The sequence below is a fragment of the Micromonospora sp. WMMA2032 genome, from assembly GCF_002688545.1.
In the GTDB taxonomy this organism is placed as follows: Bacteria; Actinomycetota; Actinomycetes; order Mycobacteriales; family Micromonosporaceae; genus Micromonospora; species Micromonospora sediminicola.
In genome coordinates this window covers 3,606,517-3,622,469 of record NZ_CP024052.1, presented here as the reverse complement: position 1 = coordinate 3,622,469, position 15,953 = coordinate 3,606,517, and the positions used below count along the sequence as shown (strand labels likewise).

At 69.5% G+C, this 15,953-nt stretch carries 16 protein-coding genes; 7 read left to right on the top strand and 9 right to left on the bottom strand.

Annotated elements, in window-relative coordinates; translation table 11 throughout:
* Positions 1-328: 328 nt before the first annotated feature.
* Positions 329-937 carry a glyoxalase gene (locus CO540_RS16455; RefSeq protein WP_099162728.1) on the bottom strand — a complete coding sequence of 203 codons (609 nt, stop codon included), beginning with the start codon at positions 935-937 and terminating at the stop codon, positions 329-331.
* A 58-nt stretch (positions 938-995) separates the two neighbouring features.
* The gene (locus tag CO540_RS16450) at positions 996-1,352 is read right to left on the bottom strand and encodes a VOC family protein (RefSeq protein ID WP_099164791.1); all 357 of its coding nucleotides are present in this window, start codon (positions 1,350-1,352) and stop codon (positions 996-998) included.
* A gap of 147 nt (positions 1,353-1,499) precedes the next feature.
* On the opposite strand from CO540_RS16450, the gene CO540_RS31200 reads away from it, so the two are divergent.
* Together CO540_RS31200 and CO540_RS16440 are read left to right on the top strand one after the other, a co-directional pair.
* Positions 1,500-4,298: a LuxR C-terminal-related transcriptional regulator gene (locus CO540_RS31200; protein ID WP_099162727.1), complete on the top strand. Its 2,799-nt coding sequence runs from the start codon at positions 1,500-1,502 to the stop codon at positions 4,296-4,298.
* 59 nt (positions 4,299-4,357) lie between these two features.
* Positions 4,358-5,068: a hypothetical protein gene (locus CO540_RS16440; RefSeq protein WP_099162726.1), complete on the top strand. Its 711-nt coding sequence runs from the start codon at positions 4,358-4,360 to the stop codon at positions 5,066-5,068.
* Positions 5,069-5,367: 299 nt separating this feature from the next.
* On the opposite strand, the gene CO540_RS16435 is transcribed toward CO540_RS16440, so the two are convergent.
* The gene (locus CO540_RS16435) at positions 5,368-6,534 is read right to left on the bottom strand and encodes a VCBS repeat-containing protein (protein ID WP_099162725.1); all 1,167 of its coding nucleotides are present in this window, start codon (positions 6,532-6,534) and stop codon (positions 5,368-5,370) included.
* Positions 6,535-6,706: 172 nt separating this feature from the next.
* Here CO540_RS16435 and CO540_RS16430 point away from each other — a divergent pair, with 172 nt between their 5' ends.
* Positions 6,707-7,882, top strand: coding sequence for a metallophosphoesterase (locus CO540_RS16430; RefSeq protein WP_099162724.1), 1,176 nt, complete (start codon positions 6,707-6,709; stop codon positions 7,880-7,882).
* A gap of 194 nt (positions 7,883-8,076) precedes the next feature.
* On the opposite strand, the gene CO540_RS16425 is transcribed toward CO540_RS16430, so the two are convergent.
* Entirely contained in the window at positions 8,077-8,532 is a 456-nt protein-coding gene (locus CO540_RS16425; RefSeq protein ID WP_099162723.1) for a nuclear transport factor 2 family protein, read from the bottom strand.
* 74 nt (positions 8,533-8,606) lie between these two features.
* Positions 8,607-9,050, bottom strand: a complete 444-nt coding sequence (locus CO540_RS16420) for a nuclear transport factor 2 family protein (RefSeq protein WP_099162722.1) — start codon at positions 9,048-9,050, stop codon at positions 8,607-8,609.
* Between the two features lie 144 nt (positions 9,051-9,194).
* Here CO540_RS16420 and CO540_RS16415 point away from each other — a divergent pair, with 144 nt between their 5' ends.
* Positions 9,195-9,758 (top strand): TetR-like C-terminal domain-containing protein, encoded by a 564-nt coding sequence (locus tag CO540_RS16415; RefSeq protein ID WP_099162721.1) that lies wholly within the window; start codon positions 9,195-9,197, stop codon positions 9,756-9,758.
* 304 nt (positions 9,759-10,062) lie between these two features.
* Here CO540_RS16415 and CO540_RS16410 read toward each other — a convergent pair whose 3' ends face one another.
* Complete coding sequence (locus CO540_RS16410; RefSeq protein WP_099162720.1) at positions 10,063-11,040, bottom strand: CPBP family intramembrane glutamic endopeptidase; 978 nt, start codon at positions 11,038-11,040, stop codon at positions 10,063-10,065.
* A 21-nt stretch (positions 11,041-11,061) separates the two neighbouring features.
* Positions 11,062-11,712 carry a hypothetical protein gene (locus CO540_RS16405; RefSeq protein WP_091582845.1) on the bottom strand — a complete coding sequence of 217 codons (651 nt, stop codon included), beginning with the start codon at positions 11,710-11,712 and terminating at the stop codon, positions 11,062-11,064.
* Positions 11,713-11,810: 98 nt separating this feature from the next.
* Here CO540_RS16405 and CO540_RS16400 point away from each other — a divergent pair, with 98 nt between their 5' ends.
* From CO540_RS16400 to CO540_RS16390, 3 genes are all read left to right on the top strand, one after another.
* Positions 11,811-12,419, top strand: a complete 609-nt coding sequence (locus CO540_RS16400; protein WP_099162719.1) for a TetR/AcrR family transcriptional regulator — start codon at positions 11,811-11,813, stop codon at positions 12,417-12,419.
* Between the two features lie 765 nt (positions 12,420-13,184).
* Positions 13,185-13,799 carry a superoxide dismutase gene (locus CO540_RS16395; protein ID WP_099162718.1) on the top strand — a complete coding sequence of 205 codons (615 nt, stop codon included), beginning with the start codon at positions 13,185-13,187 and terminating at the stop codon, positions 13,797-13,799.
* Between the two features lie 5 nt (positions 13,800-13,804).
* Positions 13,805-14,065: a superoxide dismutase gene (locus CO540_RS16390; protein WP_099162717.1), complete on the top strand. Its 261-nt coding sequence runs from the start codon at positions 13,805-13,807 to the stop codon at positions 14,063-14,065.
* A gap of 51 nt (positions 14,066-14,116) precedes the next feature.
* Here the strand turns inward: CO540_RS16390 and CO540_RS16385 are convergent, their stop codons facing one another.
* A complete protein-coding gene (locus CO540_RS16385; RefSeq protein WP_099162716.1) occupies positions 14,117-15,379 on the bottom strand; it encodes an ATP-binding protein in 1,263 nt (420 codons plus the stop codon).
* A 139-nt stretch (positions 15,380-15,518) separates the two neighbouring features.
* Complete coding sequence (locus CO540_RS30180; protein ID WP_157779134.1) at positions 15,519-15,674, bottom strand: hypothetical protein; 156 nt, start codon at positions 15,672-15,674, stop codon at positions 15,519-15,521.
* Positions 15,675-15,953 lie beyond the last annotated feature (279 nt).

The window sequence follows — 15,953 nt, the reverse complement described above, 5'->3', positions numbered from 1 at the left end:
GCAGGTCCGACCCCCACCACCGGGGTCGCAGCTACCGCGACCGGCAACAGTGCGTCCTGCCGGCCGAGGGCCTCATCACCTCGACCCGGTCAGGGCCGCGGCGGCGGCCGTCCGGACAGGCCCGGAAGACCGGCACCGACCCTACTCTTCCGTCAGGGGAGAGTTGACCGATCGTGGTGATCATCACCATGCCACGTGAACCCGCTCCGCCCCGGCGTCGCAACCGTGTCCGGCGCACCTGCCGCCGACGCGGGACGCTGACGTCGCCGTGCCCGCGTGCCGGAAGTGGGGATGGCCCCGGTGCTCCGCCGAGATCGCTCGGCTGACCCTAGGAGATGTCGTCCGCCCATGCGAAGCCGTCGGGGTCGACGAAGGTGCCCGCGCTGCTGCCGATGACGAGTCGGTGTGATCCGTCGCCGTCGGGCGAGACGCCCGCGTCCTTGGCCGCGGCACGGCGGCCGTACAACGCCAGCTTGATGTTCGAGGTGGCGAACTCGACGTACTTGCGGCCGAAGCTCTTGGCCACGGTCAGGCCACGATCGACGTAGAACCGTTTGGTCACGGCGACGTCCCGCACCCCCAGCAGGAGCACGATCTCGTCGACGTGCCGGCTGGCCGGTCCGGTGTCCTTCTTCGACGATGTCGCGATCTTCCAGATCGTGCCGTACGGGTCGCGCAGCACCCCGCCGTAGCCCCAGAAGCTCTTCGCGGCCGGCTTCAGGGTGGTCGCTCCGCCGTCGAGGGCGGCGCCGAAGAGGCGGTTGACGGTTCCCGGCTGGGACACCACGAGCGACACGGCGAACCCGCGAAAACCGGTCGTGGGTTCGCGTGACGCGTCGACGCGCAGGCGGGGGCCCAGTCCGAAGGCTCCGGTGTAGAAGTCCTGGGCGGTTGCCGGATCCGGCACTTCGAGCGTGACGGAATCGATGGCGTGCATGATTGTTTCCCTTTCGTGTGGTTCGGATCGTGGTCGGCGGCTCGGGCGAGCCGGTCGCTCAGCTGTCCTGGATCAGGCCCAGCAGGTTGCCGTCGGGGTCGGCGACGGTGGCCACGAGGCGACCGCCGCCGACATCGTGGGCGGGCTCGGTCACGGTGGCGCCGGCGGCGCTCAGCTCGGTCAGCTTCGCTTCGACGTCCGGAACGTGCCAGTAGGCCACCGGCGAGGTCAGGCGCTGCGGTCCACCGCCCGGCACCAGGCCGATGTGCTGACCCGCGGCGTCGAAGCCGACGTAGTAGGACGAGTCGACCGTGGGCGGCACGCCGAGCAGGGCCGCGTACGTCGCCTTGGCCCTGCCCAGATCGGACACCGGATGCAGTACGGTCCTGATCCCCTGCGCGGAAGAATTCCCCATGATCACTCCTTCGGTCCGCGGGCCTCGGCCGGCCCGGACGGGTGTGTGCGCACAGCATCTCCTCGGGCAGGTCCCGCCCGGATCCGTGCCGGCCACGGAGTCGACCACGGAACCGGCTCACGGAGAGACGTGCGACAGAATGGGGTGATGGTTGACGTCTCCCCTCGCGAAGCCGAGGTGCTTGCGCTGGTCGGAGACCACCTCAGCAATGCGGAGATCGGAGCGCGACTCTTCATCTCGGTGCGTACCGTCGAGACGCACGTCTCCTCGCTGCTGCGCAAGCTGGAGGTCCCGGACCGCCGTGCGCTCGCGCAGCGGGTGCCGGAGCTGACCGGCAGAGGCGCCGCTCTACAGGCGCCGGTCCTACCGGCCCCGCTGACCCCGTTCGTGGGGCGGGCGCGCGAGTGCGCCGAGCTGACCGAACTCATCCGGGCGCACCGTCAGGTGAGCGCGGTCGGTCCGGGCGGAGTGGGCAAGACCCGGCTCGCGCTGGCGGTCGCCTCGCGGGCCGGTGGCGAGTATTCCGACGGTGTGTGGTTCGTCGATCTGGTCCCGGTGGCCGACTCCGGCATGATCGCCGCCGCGGTGGGCGTGGCGCTGGGCCTGGGTGAGCAGCCCGGCCGGGACATGACCGAGTCCGTCGTCACCGCCCTGGCCGACCATCACGCGTTGCTGGTGCTCGACAACTGCGAACACGTGCTGGACGGGGTGGCGCTGTTCCTCGAGCGGCTGTTGGCGGCGTGCCCCGAAGTGACGGTGCTGGTGACCAGCCGGGCACGGCTGATGGTGCCCTTCGAGCGGGTCTATCCGGTGCCGCCGCTGTCGCTGGCCGTCGACGGCGAGTCGGACGCGGTCGCGCTGTTCGTGCAGCGGGCGGCAGCGGTGGGCTGGCCACTGGATCCTCCGTTGCGCGACCAGGTCGCCGCTATCTGCGAGCGGCTGGACGGAATGGCGCTGTCGATCGAGTTGGCCGCCGCGCGGTATCCGACGCTGGGGCTGGACGGCATCACCGCCGCCCTGTCCCATCCCCTGCGGATGCTCACCGGGGGCGCCCGGGCCGACGACCGGCACCGATCGGTGCGCGCGACGCTGGACTGGAGTCACGCCCTGTTGGAGCCGGCCGACCGGACGCTGCTGCGCCGGGTGTCGGTCTTCGTGGCGCCCTTCTCCACATCGGCGGCGACGGAGGTCACCGGCGCGGAGGAGGGCATCGTCGCCGACGGCCTGGCCCGGCTCGCCGAACAGAGCCTGCTGACGGTGCGGGCCTTTCCCGGCGGAACCGAGTACCGGCTGCCGGAAACCATCCGCCAGTACGGCACGGAACGGCTCGCCGAGGCCGGCGAGTTGACCGACACCCGGTCCCGGCACCTTCGCTGGTGCCTGACCAGGGCCACCGACCTGGCCGAGGTGCGGGCGGACTGGCGAGCCCGGTTCGACCCGGTGGCGGACGACCTCCGCGCCGCCCTGTCGTGGGCGGCCGACCGTCCGGAGCAGCGCCCGGACGCCTACCGCCTCGCCCGTCACCTGGCGGAGCTGACCTTCGTCCGAACCCTGATCGGCGAGTCTCAGCTGCGCTACGAGCAGGCGGCCGCGCTCGCCGGCGAGCCCACCGCCGAGGCGGCGATGCTCAGACAGGCCGCAGCCGTGGCCGGATGCCGCATGCGCGGCGACGACATGTACCGCCTCTACCGGGCGGCCGCCGGGGCCGCCCGCCGAGCGGGAGACGACGCCGGCGCCGCCGCCGACCTGGCGACCGCCGCCACCAGCTCCTACCGGTTCTGGAGCAAGTTCGCACAACTCCCGCCGGCGCAGGAGGCGATCGCGCTCACCACCGAGGCGCGGGAGCTGGCCGGCGACGACCCGGCCGCCCAGGCCGCGGTGGCGCTCGCCGAGGCCGGGGTGCTCACCGACGCGTTCGGCGCCGCGCAGGGCCCGCCCGACAACGACGTACCCGAAACGATCGCGCGTGCCGAGCGGGCGGTCGCACTCGCGCACCGCACTCGCGACCCGCTCGCCGAGTCCGCCGCGCTCGACGCGCTCACCGGCGCCCAGTGCTGGGCCGGCGAGACGTTCGCCAGCGCGGCCACGGCGCGGCGCCGGGTCGCGCTGCTCGCGTCCCTGCCGGCAACTCCGGCCACCACCCACGAACTACTCGACGCTCTCGGCAATGCCGCCGAGGCCGGCCTCGGGGCGGGAGACCTGCCGGCCGCCCGCCGGTGGGCTCGGCAGATCGCCGATCACCCGCTGCTCGCGGAGGTCGGTCACCGTGCCACGAGCTGGCTGCTGGTTGCCGACGCGCTCGCGGGCGACACCGACGAGGTGCTCGCCGGCAGTGTGCGGTTCCTCGACGCGTGGCAGCGGGCCGGCCGCCCCGCCAGGTCGGTGCTCGGTCCCGCGGCAGCCGGTGTCGCGATGATCCACGGGCTCCGCGACGACCGGGAGGCCCGAAGTGTCTGGGTCGATGTCCAGAGTCGGCTCGGCACCTCGCCGGAACAGATCCACGGCTATGGCGCGGTCTTCGATGCGATGCTCCTGCTGCACCGGGGGCAGGCGGCAGAGGCGCTGGAACGGATGGCGCCCGATCCCGGCTCGGTCTGGAAGTCGGTCACGTGGGTGTGGCTCCACTGGTATGTCGCACTACGCGCCGAGGCGGCGGTGCTCGCCGGAAGCCCGAGCGCTCGTGACCACCTGGCCGGGGCCTGGACCGTCGTGGCCGGCAACCCGGTCGCCGAAGCCATGGTGCAACGGGCTGAAGCCCTACTCGACGGCGATCAACGGGCGCTGCTCACCGCGGTCGACGCGTTCGACGTCGCCGGCTGCCGATACCAGTCCGCACGAACCCTGGTGTTCGCCGGTGGCGTCCACGCCACGCGCGGCGCGGCCACACTCGGCGACCTCGGCCTCGCCCCGATGGGTTCCTGCCGATTCCCGATCGCCTCACCCTGAGTCAGTGGCGTATCCGTCGCGGTTTCACCCGTTGGTCGGCGTCGATAGGCTGTGGTTTTGTGAAGAATCACGACGACCCGATGGAATCCGAGAAAGTGCCGGCGGCGGCCGGCGGCCGGCTTTCGTGGTTCAACCGCAACGGCGCAGGTCTTCAGGCAATTGCCGCGCTTACCGCCATTCCCGTCAGTGTCGTGGCGGCGGTCTTCGCCGTTCAGGCGTTCAAAGATCAACAGCAGGTCAACCGTGACCAGATCAGGTTGAACCAGATCGCCCGGGAGCGGTACGAACGGCGCTACGCCTCCCGCGTGGCTATCTGGATCGCCGACGACGACACCTCCGCGTCCGCGAAGCCGCAGTCGTCCGGCCTCGTCGTCGTCGCGACGGTCTCGATGCTGAACAGGTCACCCGTCCCGCTCCGAGATGCCGCGATCTTCGCCATCGCGCAATCCGGGGAAGCGGTCTTCTGGCAGCAGCAGGACCTCAGACCTTGCGAGACGGTGGACGTGGAGCTTCTGGCCCACGCCGGCACAGCCGGGCGTCTGAAGGATGCCGGCAACAGGTTCGTGCTGTCGCTGGCGTTCCGAGACCCCACCCGGCTCTGGCACATGACCAACGACGGCCTGTTTCCCTTGGACGGCTACGGAAGCCATGTGGAGAACTACATCTGGGAGGGCGTCAAGTCCGGGAACACGCTCACCGGATCCCCGCTCATCTACTCGTCCCTGATCCGGAAGCGGGCCGACGTCACCGACTGCGGCGAATCGGGCTGACTCGTCACCGCAATTCGTCGTACGTCGTCCTCGCGCGACTGCTACCCGAGCGGCGGACGCCGTGGCGATAGCAGTCCCTCTAGGCGGGTCACGAAGAGCGCCGACGATGCGGTCAGTGCTCAGCGAGGAGAGCCGGCGTCGAGAGCGAGATCTGACTTCCCCGGAGCGGCCGGACCAGGCGACGGCGACATCGCGGCCGGCGTCGCCCCGAGAATCAGCAGGACTGCAGTGACGCCGGCTGTGGGCCACGCGGCGGGCGGCGAGGCCGACCCGAGCACGTGGTCCACAGCCGGCGAGTGTCAGAGCTGCCGAAGGACAGCCACCTTGTCGTACGCGACGGCGACGACGTCCGGCTTCCCGTCCCCGGTGACGTCACCGATGGCCAGGGAGTCCGCCTGGGGCCCGACCCCGTCGACCCCGTTCGTCGTGTACCCGGCGAGCTCCCCGGTCGACCGCTGCAGATAGACGCTCACCGCGCGCCAACTGTTGTGTGCGACAACGAGGTCCTCGCGGCCGTCGCCGGTCAGATCGCCGACTGTCAGGCCAGAGGGACTGTCGTATGCGGGGTATCTGGTCGGCGTCGTCGCGAGCCCATCGGCTCCCTGCGCGAATACCTGGACGGCGGCGTCCGGCCTGTTGCCGTCAACGCTGGTCACCAGGTCGGCCCGGCCGTCGCCAGTGACGTCACCGACCGCCGCACCGGAGCCGATGCGGCGAAAGCCGGAGTCATCGGCCGGCGTCCGGTAGGTCGTCGCCGGCCCGAAGGAACCATCCGCGCGACGCAGCCGCACCCACGTGCCGTGACCGTAGAACTGTGCGAGGTCGGTGCGGGCATCTCCGTTGAGGTCGGCGGCGAACACCTGGTTCACGGGTGCGCCGGTGATGATCGGCCCGGTGACCGTCCGGTATTTCTGGAACGCATGCGCCGCAGTCTGCCGGTAGATCCTGACCTCGCCCTGGCGTGTGCCGACGACAAGATCCGGTCGTCCGTCCCCGGTCATGTCCCCGATCGCCACGTCCCCGGCACCCCCGGAGACCAGCAGCGGCGCGGCGAGGCGCCCGCCACGCTGAAACAGCACATCGACGCCGGCGGAGGACGACATCGCCACGTCCGTACGGCCGTCGCCGTCGATGTCCGCGACCGCGAGCTGCACGTTGCTGTTGTAGCCGCCGTGCGCCTTGATCCTGGTGGGAGCGCCGAAACTGTGGTCGGCTCGCTGGTCGAAGACCAGCACAGAACTCGTCTGCGTACCGTCAACGGCATCAACGCCGACCACGATGTCGCGTCGCCCGTCACCGGTGACGTCGGCGACAGCGACGGCGTTAGTCGCGGTCGACCCCGTGGCGAGGTACGTAGCGGCCGCGAATGTTCCTGCACTCGCCGCCTCAGCGGGCATCGGCACCACGGCCCCGGCCGTCATGGCCAGCGTCGCGGCGATACCGACTCTTGCACCTTTGTCCATCATGCCCCCGTTGCGTCATGGCCCTCGATCGATGGTTGTTCACGCGCCACGTGCCCTGATCACCGGCGCAGCAAACCCCTGCCACGACAGGTGAACCGGTGCCAGCGCGGACCACCGCGACCGACCGCCGGTCGCAAACGTGTCATGCTGCACGGACCCGGACGGGAGGACGACGATGGCGGTTGGCGATTCCGTACAGGTGCAGCCGGCACGAGGGTCGTTGCGACCGCTGGTGTCCGGGGCGACGCTGGTCGCGGTCCTGGCGTTGCTGTTCGGGCTGCCCTGGTGGACGTTGACGGTGGCGGCGGCCTGGCCTGCGCCGGTGGTGGCCGCCGGCACGAGCGTGTTCGTCGTCGCGCTGGTCGCGTTCCCCGCCCTGATGTATCTCGGGCACGGCCGCCGGCGGCTGGACGCGGCGGCCCGCGCGGGGGACACACTGCTTGGCCTGGTCTGGATCCTGTTCGTCTGGGCGCTGCTCGGAAACGTGGCCCGGCTTCCGCTGGCCGCGGTGGGGGTCGCCGATCCGGTGCGGTCCCGGGCTGTGGCGGTCGGTGCGGCGGCAATCTCGGTCGTCCTGGCCGTCTGGGGGTACGCCGAGGCGATGCGGGTGCCCCGGGTCCGGCGGGTGGAGGTCATCGTGGATCGGCTGGGTTCGGGTCTCGACGGGGTCCGGGTGGTGCTGCTGACCGACACCCACTACGGCCCGATCGACCGGGCACGCTGGTCCGCCCGGACCATCGAGGTGGTCAACGGGTTGGCTGCCGACATCGTCTGCCACACCGGCGACATCGCCGACGGTACGGTCGACCAGCGCCGGGCACAGGCCGCGCCGCTGGGCGCCGTCCGGGCCCGGCTGGCCCGGGTGTACGTGACGGGCAACCACGAGTACTACGGCGAGGCGCAGGGCTGGGTCGAGCACATGCGGACCCTCGGCTGGGAGCCGCTGCACAACCGGCACCTCGTGGTGGAGCGGGACGGCGCCCGGCTCGTCGTCGCCGGGGTGGACGACGTGACCGCCGCCTCGTCCGGCATCGCCGGTCACCGTGCCGACCACGCCGCGGCGCTCGCCGGCACCGACCCGCAGCTGCCGGTGCTGCTGCTGGCGCACCAGCCCAAGCAGATCGACGACGCGGTCGCGGCCGGCGTGGATCTGCAACTGTCCGGGCACACCCACGGCGGACAGATGTGGCCGTTCCACTATTTGGTCCGGCTCGACCAGCCGGTCGTGCAGGGCCTCAGCCGGCACGGCCGGACCCAGCTCTACACGAGCCGGGGGACCGGTTTCTGGGGTCCGCCGTTCCGGATCTTCGCGCCGAGCGAGATCACCCTGCTCACCCTCAGAGCGGGGTAGCCCTGACCGGGCCGACACCTACCGCCCCACCCGAACGGCTCAAGGAGCTTCCGCGTTGTCGGCCGACACCTGGTCCGGGCGAGTCCGCGGCCGGCCACCGCCAGCCCCGCTTCACGTGCTGAGAAGGGCCGAGCGGCGCCGCAGGAAGACCACGCCGGCAGGTGCCCGTCCGTGGTCGGCCTGGGAGGGCTCGATCACCCGGGTCGCTGTGCGAAGACCCCGATGTTTCCCTCGATCCAGATGGGTCGGGCTACCAGCCGGCTGATTCGCCATCGCTCGGATGCGCGGCGCAGCTCGAACTCGTACGTGCCGCCGTTGTGCCACAGCCGTCCGCCCGGCACGTTGTCGCGTCGTAGCCAGGCCAGCACGTTCGCGGTCGCGGTGGCGGTATCGCCCGTCACGTCGGCGATCACCCCGGTGACCACGTGCTGTGTGCCATCCAACACGCCGAGCTCCCGTCGCCACCGATCTACCTGCTCGGGGCCGGGGAGAGTCTCTGCTTCGCCGCCGCTCATCGCGGTGTAGTCAACGACCACGGTGTCGGCGAGCGTCACCACCAGGGCGTCCCAGTCTCGGCGATCCACGAACCAGGCGTACTCGGTGATCACCCGCTGGATGGCGAACTGGTCAACAAGATCCTCTTGACGCATGCCGTGACTCCTTTTTGTGTGGTGGCCGGTGTGAAGGGGCGCCGTGACTCGAGGCGCCCCTTCACACCGATGGGTCAGTTGGCGTCGAAGGCCGCGTACAGGCTGCTGTCGCCGGTCGCGTTGAGCGCTTCGGCCGCGACCAGCGGGTTCCAGAAGTCGACGTAGCGACTGATCTTTCCCTCCGCCGTCTCCACGACGGAGATGTAGGTCTGGTTGTACGGCTTACCGGTGCTCAACGCCTGGCCCACGGACGTGAACTCGGCGATGACCAGGGTGGGGTCGATGGTCTCGTGGAAGCGCAGGTCGACGAACTCCACCTTGAAGTGCTCGGGGAAGTTCCGCATGTAGTCGAACAGGGCCTGCTTGCCTGCGACCTTCTTCGGGAAGTCGGCCGGGCCGTACGGGAACTCCAGGACTCCGTCGTCGGTGAACAGGTCCACCCACTCCTCGATCCGTCCGGACGACAGGTACTCCAGGTGGTTCTTGAAGGCTTGCTGTGCGGTTTCGCGAACGCTCATGGCGTTTGTCCTCTCCGATGTGCTTCCGATGCGTGCTGAAGGGGCCCGGTCGCGGCGGGCCCAGCCGACTAACGCGAACATCTTCGCGTCAAACCATAGCCCGCGCGAGGGTAAACGCCAAACGCCTCGCGTTAAGCTTGCTCCGTGAGTGACCAACACCAGTCCCGCCCCGGAGGACGCACCGCGCGAGTCCGCGCCGACGTCCTACGCGCAGTCGACGACCTGACCACCGAACAACCGCTGGCCCAACTCACCCTGGCCCAGGTGGCGGAGCATTCGGGAGTACACCTGGGCACCCTCTACCGGCGCTGGGGCACCCTCGACGGCCTACTGCTCGACGCGGTCGCCGAACGCCTCACCACCGGCTCGCCGATACGCGACACCGGCAACCTCCATGCCGACCTGGAGGACTACGCCCACCGCGTCGCCGCAGACCTTTCCGGCCCAGATGGACAACTACTGCTGCGCACACTGGTCGCCGTCCGTCTCGGAACCAAGGCGGAACTACCACCCGCCCTCACCCGACGGTTCGACGAAATGCAGGCACTACTCGATCGGGCTCACGCACGCGGCGAGAATCCACCCACACTCCAACAGGTCGTCGACATCGTCGTGGCACCGCTGTACACAGCCCTGCTGTTCGGCACCACACCAGCGGATCCAGCCACCCTCGTCGACCGCCTGCTGAAGCTTCACCCCGACCAGTGACCCGGACAGGCGCCGCTGCGTCATCCGCCAACGGCGCCCTGTCCTCGTCGGCCGTCAATTCAGGTCGCAGCGGCCTTCGCCGGCCAGGTCGGCCTCGATGCGTTCCTTGCGGACCTCGCCGGCGTCGGTGATCGGCTCCCGCTCCAGAGGATCGAGTGGGCCCGGGCGATCGGCGACAGGCAAACGAGCGTCACCGATCCGGTTGAACGCACGCGACCGCAGAACCTGGTCAATGCAGTCTTCGATTGCTGACCGGCGACGGCGGACGAGCGGCGGCCCCAGGTCCGGGGCCGCCGCTGCCCCGTCACGACCGTGTGTGGCGTGGCGACGTACTGCGGCCCGCGGTAAGTGCTGGTCCTGTCTTTCGGGTACGCCACCAGATGGCTGCGGTGATGACGACGACCGCAAGGGCGGGGACGAGCTGGTACGGCGTGCCGACTCCGGCTGAGCGGTCCTGCAGTGCGCTACCGAGGTCCACCCGCAGGGACACGGCCAGGATGAGGCTGAACGTGTTGAGTACGGCGTGCAGCATGACCGCGATCTCAAGCCCGCCGGTGCGCCAGGTGATGATGGCCAGACCGGTCCAGAGCGTGAAATACCAGACGATGATGTACGGATCCGTCGCGCCGTGTGCGGCCGTGAACAGTGCGCTCGAGAGCAGCACCCCGGCGATCAGACCTGCCCGTGGGCTACGGGTCCAGCTTCCGATCACGCGGAAGATCAACCCACGCACGCCGTATTCCTCGCCCGCCGACTGGAGCGGGGTGAGGAGGATCGTGGCGAGGAAGATGGCGACGAGGTCGGTCTGCGACCAGGGGACCTCCTCGACGGGCGTGAGAGCTCCGAGGGCGTTGACCACCAGCCAGGCGGGACCGAAGATGAGCAGCGCTTTGCCGAGCAGGTCGAAGCGGAACCGCGACGTCACGGAGTGCAGGGACGCACCGGGCACGCCGTAGAGCCACCGCTGGATGAGCATGCTCCACGGAATGAGCAGGCCGAGGGCGAACATCGAACTGGCATGGTAGAGCGGCGTGTAGTCGGTGCCACCCAGGATCGGCGGGGTGTTCCCCATCCGTACGTCGATGAGCGCAGCCGCTCTGCCGATGACCGTCGGGAAGACGACGAGCCCTGCCAGCAGGAGGAGGATGGCGAGAACGCCGCGACCGATGCGGCGTTTTTCGCCGGCGAGTACCCGGTGGTATTCCACTCCGGTGGGGACTGACGGCCCGTTGCGGGGCTCGGCCGGAATGGGTGGTGAGGTCGGCTTGTTCGTGGTGGTCATGGCTTCCTCCAGTGGATGGGGTCACTTCCCGGCGTGGTCGAGCACGCTGTGACGCAGGCGGAGTGCCCGCTCGGTGCTCCCCAGTGCGGCCCCGACGGCGAGGGCGAGGTTGAGCCAGATCGGCAGGTGAATGGGCGAGTCGAAAGTTCCGATGTTCTCGGCGATCGGGGGGATCCGCGACATCGGTTCGGCGAGTTGCAGCAGGTTCAGGCCCACGCCGATGAGGAGCATCAGCACGGAGAGGAAGCTGATCGAGCGGCTCAGCGTCGGGTGTTCGTGTTCGACGCGGGCGCGGCGTCCTTCGGCGGACTTCGGATCCGGAATGAGCGGGTGCTCCGCGCCGGCGGTGGTGACGTAGTGGCAGCGCTTGAGCCCGAATGCACTGATCGCCACTTCGATGATGCCGCCCTCGACGGGGAAGACTGCCGGGAGCTTGGACTCGGCGTGGTGTCTGCCGTCGAGATACAGGTGCGCTCTCGCCTTGCCGCCTTCCGGGTCGGTCCGGCGTGGGATGTCGACGGCGTACACCGTCTGCCGGCCATCCCCGTCGGCCAGTGGGAGGTGGAACAGTGCGCGGAAGGGTAGCTGCCACCAGCGGAGGCGTTTCAATGCCCGCCCGTCTCCGCTCTTGATGCGCTTGGCTGCCCGCCGTTGTCGCCAGTCCTCGATCACGTTCCCTCGCTCGCCGTCGACCGCCGCTTCTCACTAACACGCTGTACTAGTGGCAACGCTAGCACGGCGTGCTAGTACGATGTGACAGGAGGTGGCGGATGACACGGGACGGCGGGAGCACCGGCTCGCGGGAACGGATCCTCGCGGCCGCGGCGGCGATGCTCGCAGAGGATGTGACCGCACGGTTGAGCGTGCGTGCGGTCGCGGCACGGGCCGGGGTGAGCACGGGCTCGCTCAGGTTCCACTTTCCGACCCAGCGCGCGCTGCAGGACGCCGTGCTCGCCAGAATCTACGACCACATGTTCCCTGATGACCCGATCCACGACCGATCGCTGCCCGTCCGGGATCGACTGGTCAACTGTCTCCGGCAAGTGCTCGCCCCCGCCGGCGTCGGGGAGCAAGCACGTGAGGCGTGGGGCAAGGCGTACCAGATGTTCATCGCACCCGAACCAAGCGAGGAGGTGCGCGCGGCGTATCTCGCCCTGGAGCGAGGCGGGTGGCGCCGTATCGAGTACTGGCTGACGGTTCTCGCTGACGAAGGCGCGCTTCCCAGGGAGGACCACGCACGCCGAGTGCGATTCCTGCTCACCGTCCTCAATGGGCTCTCCATCGCACGAGCCCTGCCCACCGAGGACTCGATCCTGAAGTCCGAAACCGAAACTCTCTATACGGCCGTTGACTGCGTCCTCGGCGCCCCGACCGCATGAGCGAGTAAGCCACGCTGTCCCTGTCTGTCAGGATGAGTTGAGGTCAGCGGCTCGTAGCAAGTCCCTCGGACAGGGCGAGTTCAGGATCGAGAAGCGTTGAATACTGCTGTTGACGTCGCGACGGCCCAGGACGGGGTCATGAGCCGCAAGAAGGTCCGCGTTCCGGCGGGCCGCGGGTACGCCGGTCGTTCACGCCGGGGCAGGAGCTGGAGCTGCTGGCCACGTATGAGCAGGCCGTCGCGGCTGGTGAGGGCGGTGCGTTCCTACGGCGTGAGGTGGTCCTGGGCTGGGCGAACGGGGGTCGGGGGAACGTGGGTGAACGCGGGCCACTCCCGCCACCCCAGGTGAACCCCCGGGTCGCTAGACTAGGCCCTCGCGCCCCCGTAGCTCAGGGGGTAGAGCATCGGTTTCCTAACCCGACGCTCCGTGTGTAGCCGCAGGCCGATGACCTGCGGCTTCTCTTTGTCCAGGCTTCCTGCGCGGGTCGCACCCGCGCGCCGCTGTGATCGCCTGCGGAAGCCCAGCGAAGTGCGTAATTGCTGCTCAGCTCCACTTTTCCATCGACCGCCGTAGTGGTCTCCTGTGACATGCTGCGCCCGACTCGACGTTGGGCCGCACCCCACTCTGAACCGTGCTTATTGCCAAAGCTTGGCAACTACGCAATGCTGGCAGCAGTGGGCGGGTGCTCCGGCAACGCGATGATCTGAACCACCGCCGGGGTGCCCGCCCAACTCTGCGACGACGATGGTGCGAGGAGCTGCTGGGATGGCCGTCTACTCTCTGCCCGACATGCCGTACGACTACGGTGCGCTGGAGCCGGCGATGTCCGGCGAGATCCTGGAGCTGCACCACAGCAAACACCACGCCGCGTACGTCAAGGGCAGCAACGGCGCCCTGGAGCAGCTCGCCGAGGCCCGCGACAAGGGTGACTTCGCGGCGCTGGTCGGGTTGGAGAAGACGTTCGCGTTCAACCTGTCCGGGCACGTGCTGCACTCGATCTTCTGGAACAACCTGTCCCCGGACGGCGGCGACCGCCCCGACGGGGAGCTCGCCGCGGCGATCGACGAGCACTTCGGCTCCTTCGACGGGTTCGCCGGCCAGCTGTCGGCGGCGACCAAGAGCGTGCAGGGCTCCGGCTGGGGCGTCCTCGCGTGGGAGCCCCTGGGGCAGCGGCTGATCGTGGAGCAGGTCTACGACCACCACGGCAACGTCGGGCAGGGCTCCACCCCGCTGCTGGTGTTCGACGCCTGGGAGCACGCCTACTACCTGCAGTACCGCAACGTGCGCCCGGACTACGTCGACAGGCTGTGGGACCTGGTGGACTGGGCCGACGTCACCGCGCGCTTCGACGCCGCCCGCGCCGCGACGCCGAGGCCCTGACCGACGTGACCGGCCCGGTTCCGGTCGCCGCCGACCTCGTGCAACGCGCCGCCGGCGTGATCGCCGCCCGCCGCCGCGGTGACCTCGCGGGCGCCGAGGCGCTGCTGGCCTCGTTCGAGTCCGACCAGGCCCGTACGCTCGGTTTCTATCTGCTCGCCGACCTCGCCCTCGGGTTGGTCCGCGCGCAGACCGGCGAGTCGCTGGATGACCTGGTCCGGGAACTCACCCTGCTCGTGGCCGCCACGCCACCGCCCCCGCCCGGCTGACGGGCATGCCCACTCCGGGTGCCGGGAGCGACCTACGGAAAGGGGGCGAGGTCAGGCTGGTGGCGGTGCGGAAGTTTGCCACAGTGCGCTGACCGGCAGGGCGCGGAGTTTGTCGCCGAACGGCAGCGTGGAGGTGCCGGTGTAGAGGACGATGCCGGCGATGAAGTCGTCGCCGAGGCGGTCGGCGAGTCGGCGTAGCCCGCGGAAGTCGTCGGGTCCGACGGTGGTGGCTGCTTTGACCTCGATTCCGACCACCTGGCCCGTTCTGTTCTCGAGCACCGCGTCGACTTCGTACCTGCTCTGGTCGCGGTAGTGGGACAGGTCGACGGGCTGCTCGGACCAGGTGAGCTGGCGGGAGAGTTCGGACAGGACGAAGGATTCGAGTAATGGGCCGAATGGTGCGCCCGGCCGCAGCAGCGCCCGGGCGTCGGTCGCGGTCTCGTTGGCGGCGATACCCGAGTCGACGAAGATCAGTTTCGGTGCGGCGGTGGCGCGGGTGCCCAGGTTGCGGGACCAGCCGGGGATCCGCTTGATCAGGAAGATCTCCTCCAGGGCCTGGAGGTAGCGGGCGATCGTCGGCCGGCTCAGCCCGAGTGCGGATTCGAGGGAGTTGGCGGCGATGATGGTCGCGGATCTGGCCGCGAGGAGGCGTACCAGCTTGCGGAGTTCGCCCTTGTGCTGGATGTCGGACAGTTGCCGGACATCGCGGTCGATGAGCGCTTGGACGTAGGCGTCGAGGAACCGTTGGCGGCGGCGCGGGTCGGTGCGGGTGGTGGCCTCGGGTAGGCCGCCGCGCACGATTCTGGCCGCGTAGTCGGCGCGGGTCACGTCCGACTCGTGTCGCAGGTCAGGGCCGAGCGCGAAGATGGCATCGACGAATCCGTCCGGCGCTTTGTCGAGTTCGCCTTGAGACAGCGGCCAGAGTTCGACGGTTTCCATCCGGCCGGGCAGGGCGTCCGGCGCGGCCACCATGCCGAAGAGGCGGGACGAGCCGGTGAGCAGGTACCGGCCAGGGCGCGGGTCCTCGTCGACGGCTGCCTTGATGGCCAGTAGGAGCTCCGGGGCGCGCTGGATCTCATCGACGACCAGGAGCTCGGAGGAGTCCACGAAGCCGACCGGGTCGGCGATCGCCGCCGCCCGGTCCTGTGCCCGGTCAAGGTCGCGGCGCTCGGCAAGCCGATCGCCGGCGACGATGCGGACCAGCGTGCTCTTGCCTGTCTGGCGTGCTCCGCTGATCAGCACGACGCGGGTGTCGGTCAGCGCGGCGTCGACCTGCGCGGCGGCCCGACGTGGAATCAGGTGCGGTGTCGGCACGACAGCATGATAGCCAGCACGGTTTCGATCCGCGAGGGCCTTCGCATTCGATTTGCGGCAAAGCTGCGTTCGAGATGCGGCGGCTCGGTGTTCGATATGCGGATGGCCTGGGGCGTTCTTGCGCGGGTCTACCGCTATGTCACGTTGTTGCGGGTGATGGCGAGTTCGGGGAGGTGTCCTCCCAGCGCTGGCGGAGCTGGGATGGCAGCCAGAGGGTGGGCCAGAGCCGTCGGAGGAGGTCGGCGTCGAGCCAGGTGTTCCGGTCCTCGACGATGCTGGCTTCGGTGAGTACCACCTTGTACATGCTGGCCTACGCCGGGTGTTCAGCATGTCCAGCTTCACCGCCCTGACCCACTGCCCACGATCTCGCGCCTACTACGACAAGAAGAGAGCCGAAGGAAAGACCCACCGCCAAGCCACCGCCGCCCTGTCCAGACAACGCCTCAACGTCCTCTGGGCCTGCATCCGCGACAAGAGGCCCTACCAGCCCAAACAACCAAGATCAGCGGAGCTGGTGCCATGCGAACTCGCGTAGAGACTCCCTGGGCTGGGAGAACGGCGGTCCGGGGAACGT

What these genes read in the sequence shown, in the direction of transcription:
- CO540_RS16455 (WP_099162728.1), bottom strand. Translation starts at nt 937, where the DNA reads ATGCACGCCATCGATTCCGTCACGCTCGAAGTGCCGGATCCGGCAACC.
- CO540_RS16450 (WP_099164791.1), bottom strand. Translation starts at nt 1,352, where the DNA reads ATGGGGAATTCTTCCGCGCAGGGGATCAGGACCGTACTGCATCCGGTG.
- CO540_RS31200 (WP_099162727.1), top strand. Translation starts at nt 1,500, where the DNA reads ATGGTTGACGTCTCCCCTCGCGAAGCCGAGGTGCTTGCGCTGGTCGGA.
- CO540_RS16435 (WP_099162725.1), bottom strand. Translation starts at nt 6,534, where the DNA reads ATGATGGACAAAGGTGCAAGAGTCGGTATCGCCGCGACGCTGGCCATG.
- CO540_RS16430 (WP_099162724.1), top strand. Translation starts at nt 6,707, where the DNA reads ATGGCGGTTGGCGATTCCGTACAGGTGCAGCCGGCACGAGGGTCGTTG.
- CO540_RS16425 (WP_099162723.1), bottom strand. Translation starts at nt 8,532, where the DNA reads ATGCGTCAAGAGGATCTTGTTGACCAGTTCGCCATCCAGCGGGTGATC.
- CO540_RS16420 (WP_099162722.1), bottom strand. Translation starts at nt 9,050, where the DNA reads ATGAGCGTTCGCGAAACCGCACAGCAAGCCTTCAAGAACCACCTGGAG.
- CO540_RS16410 (WP_099162720.1), bottom strand. Translation starts at nt 11,040, where the DNA reads ATGACCACCACGAACAAGCCGACCTCACCACCCATTCCGGCCGAGCCC.
- CO540_RS16400 (WP_099162719.1), top strand. Translation starts at nt 11,811, where the DNA reads ATGACACGGGACGGCGGGAGCACCGGCTCGCGGGAACGGATCCTCGCG.
- CO540_RS16395 (WP_099162718.1), top strand. Translation starts at nt 13,185, where the DNA reads ATGGCCGTCTACTCTCTGCCCGACATGCCGTACGACTACGGTGCGCTG.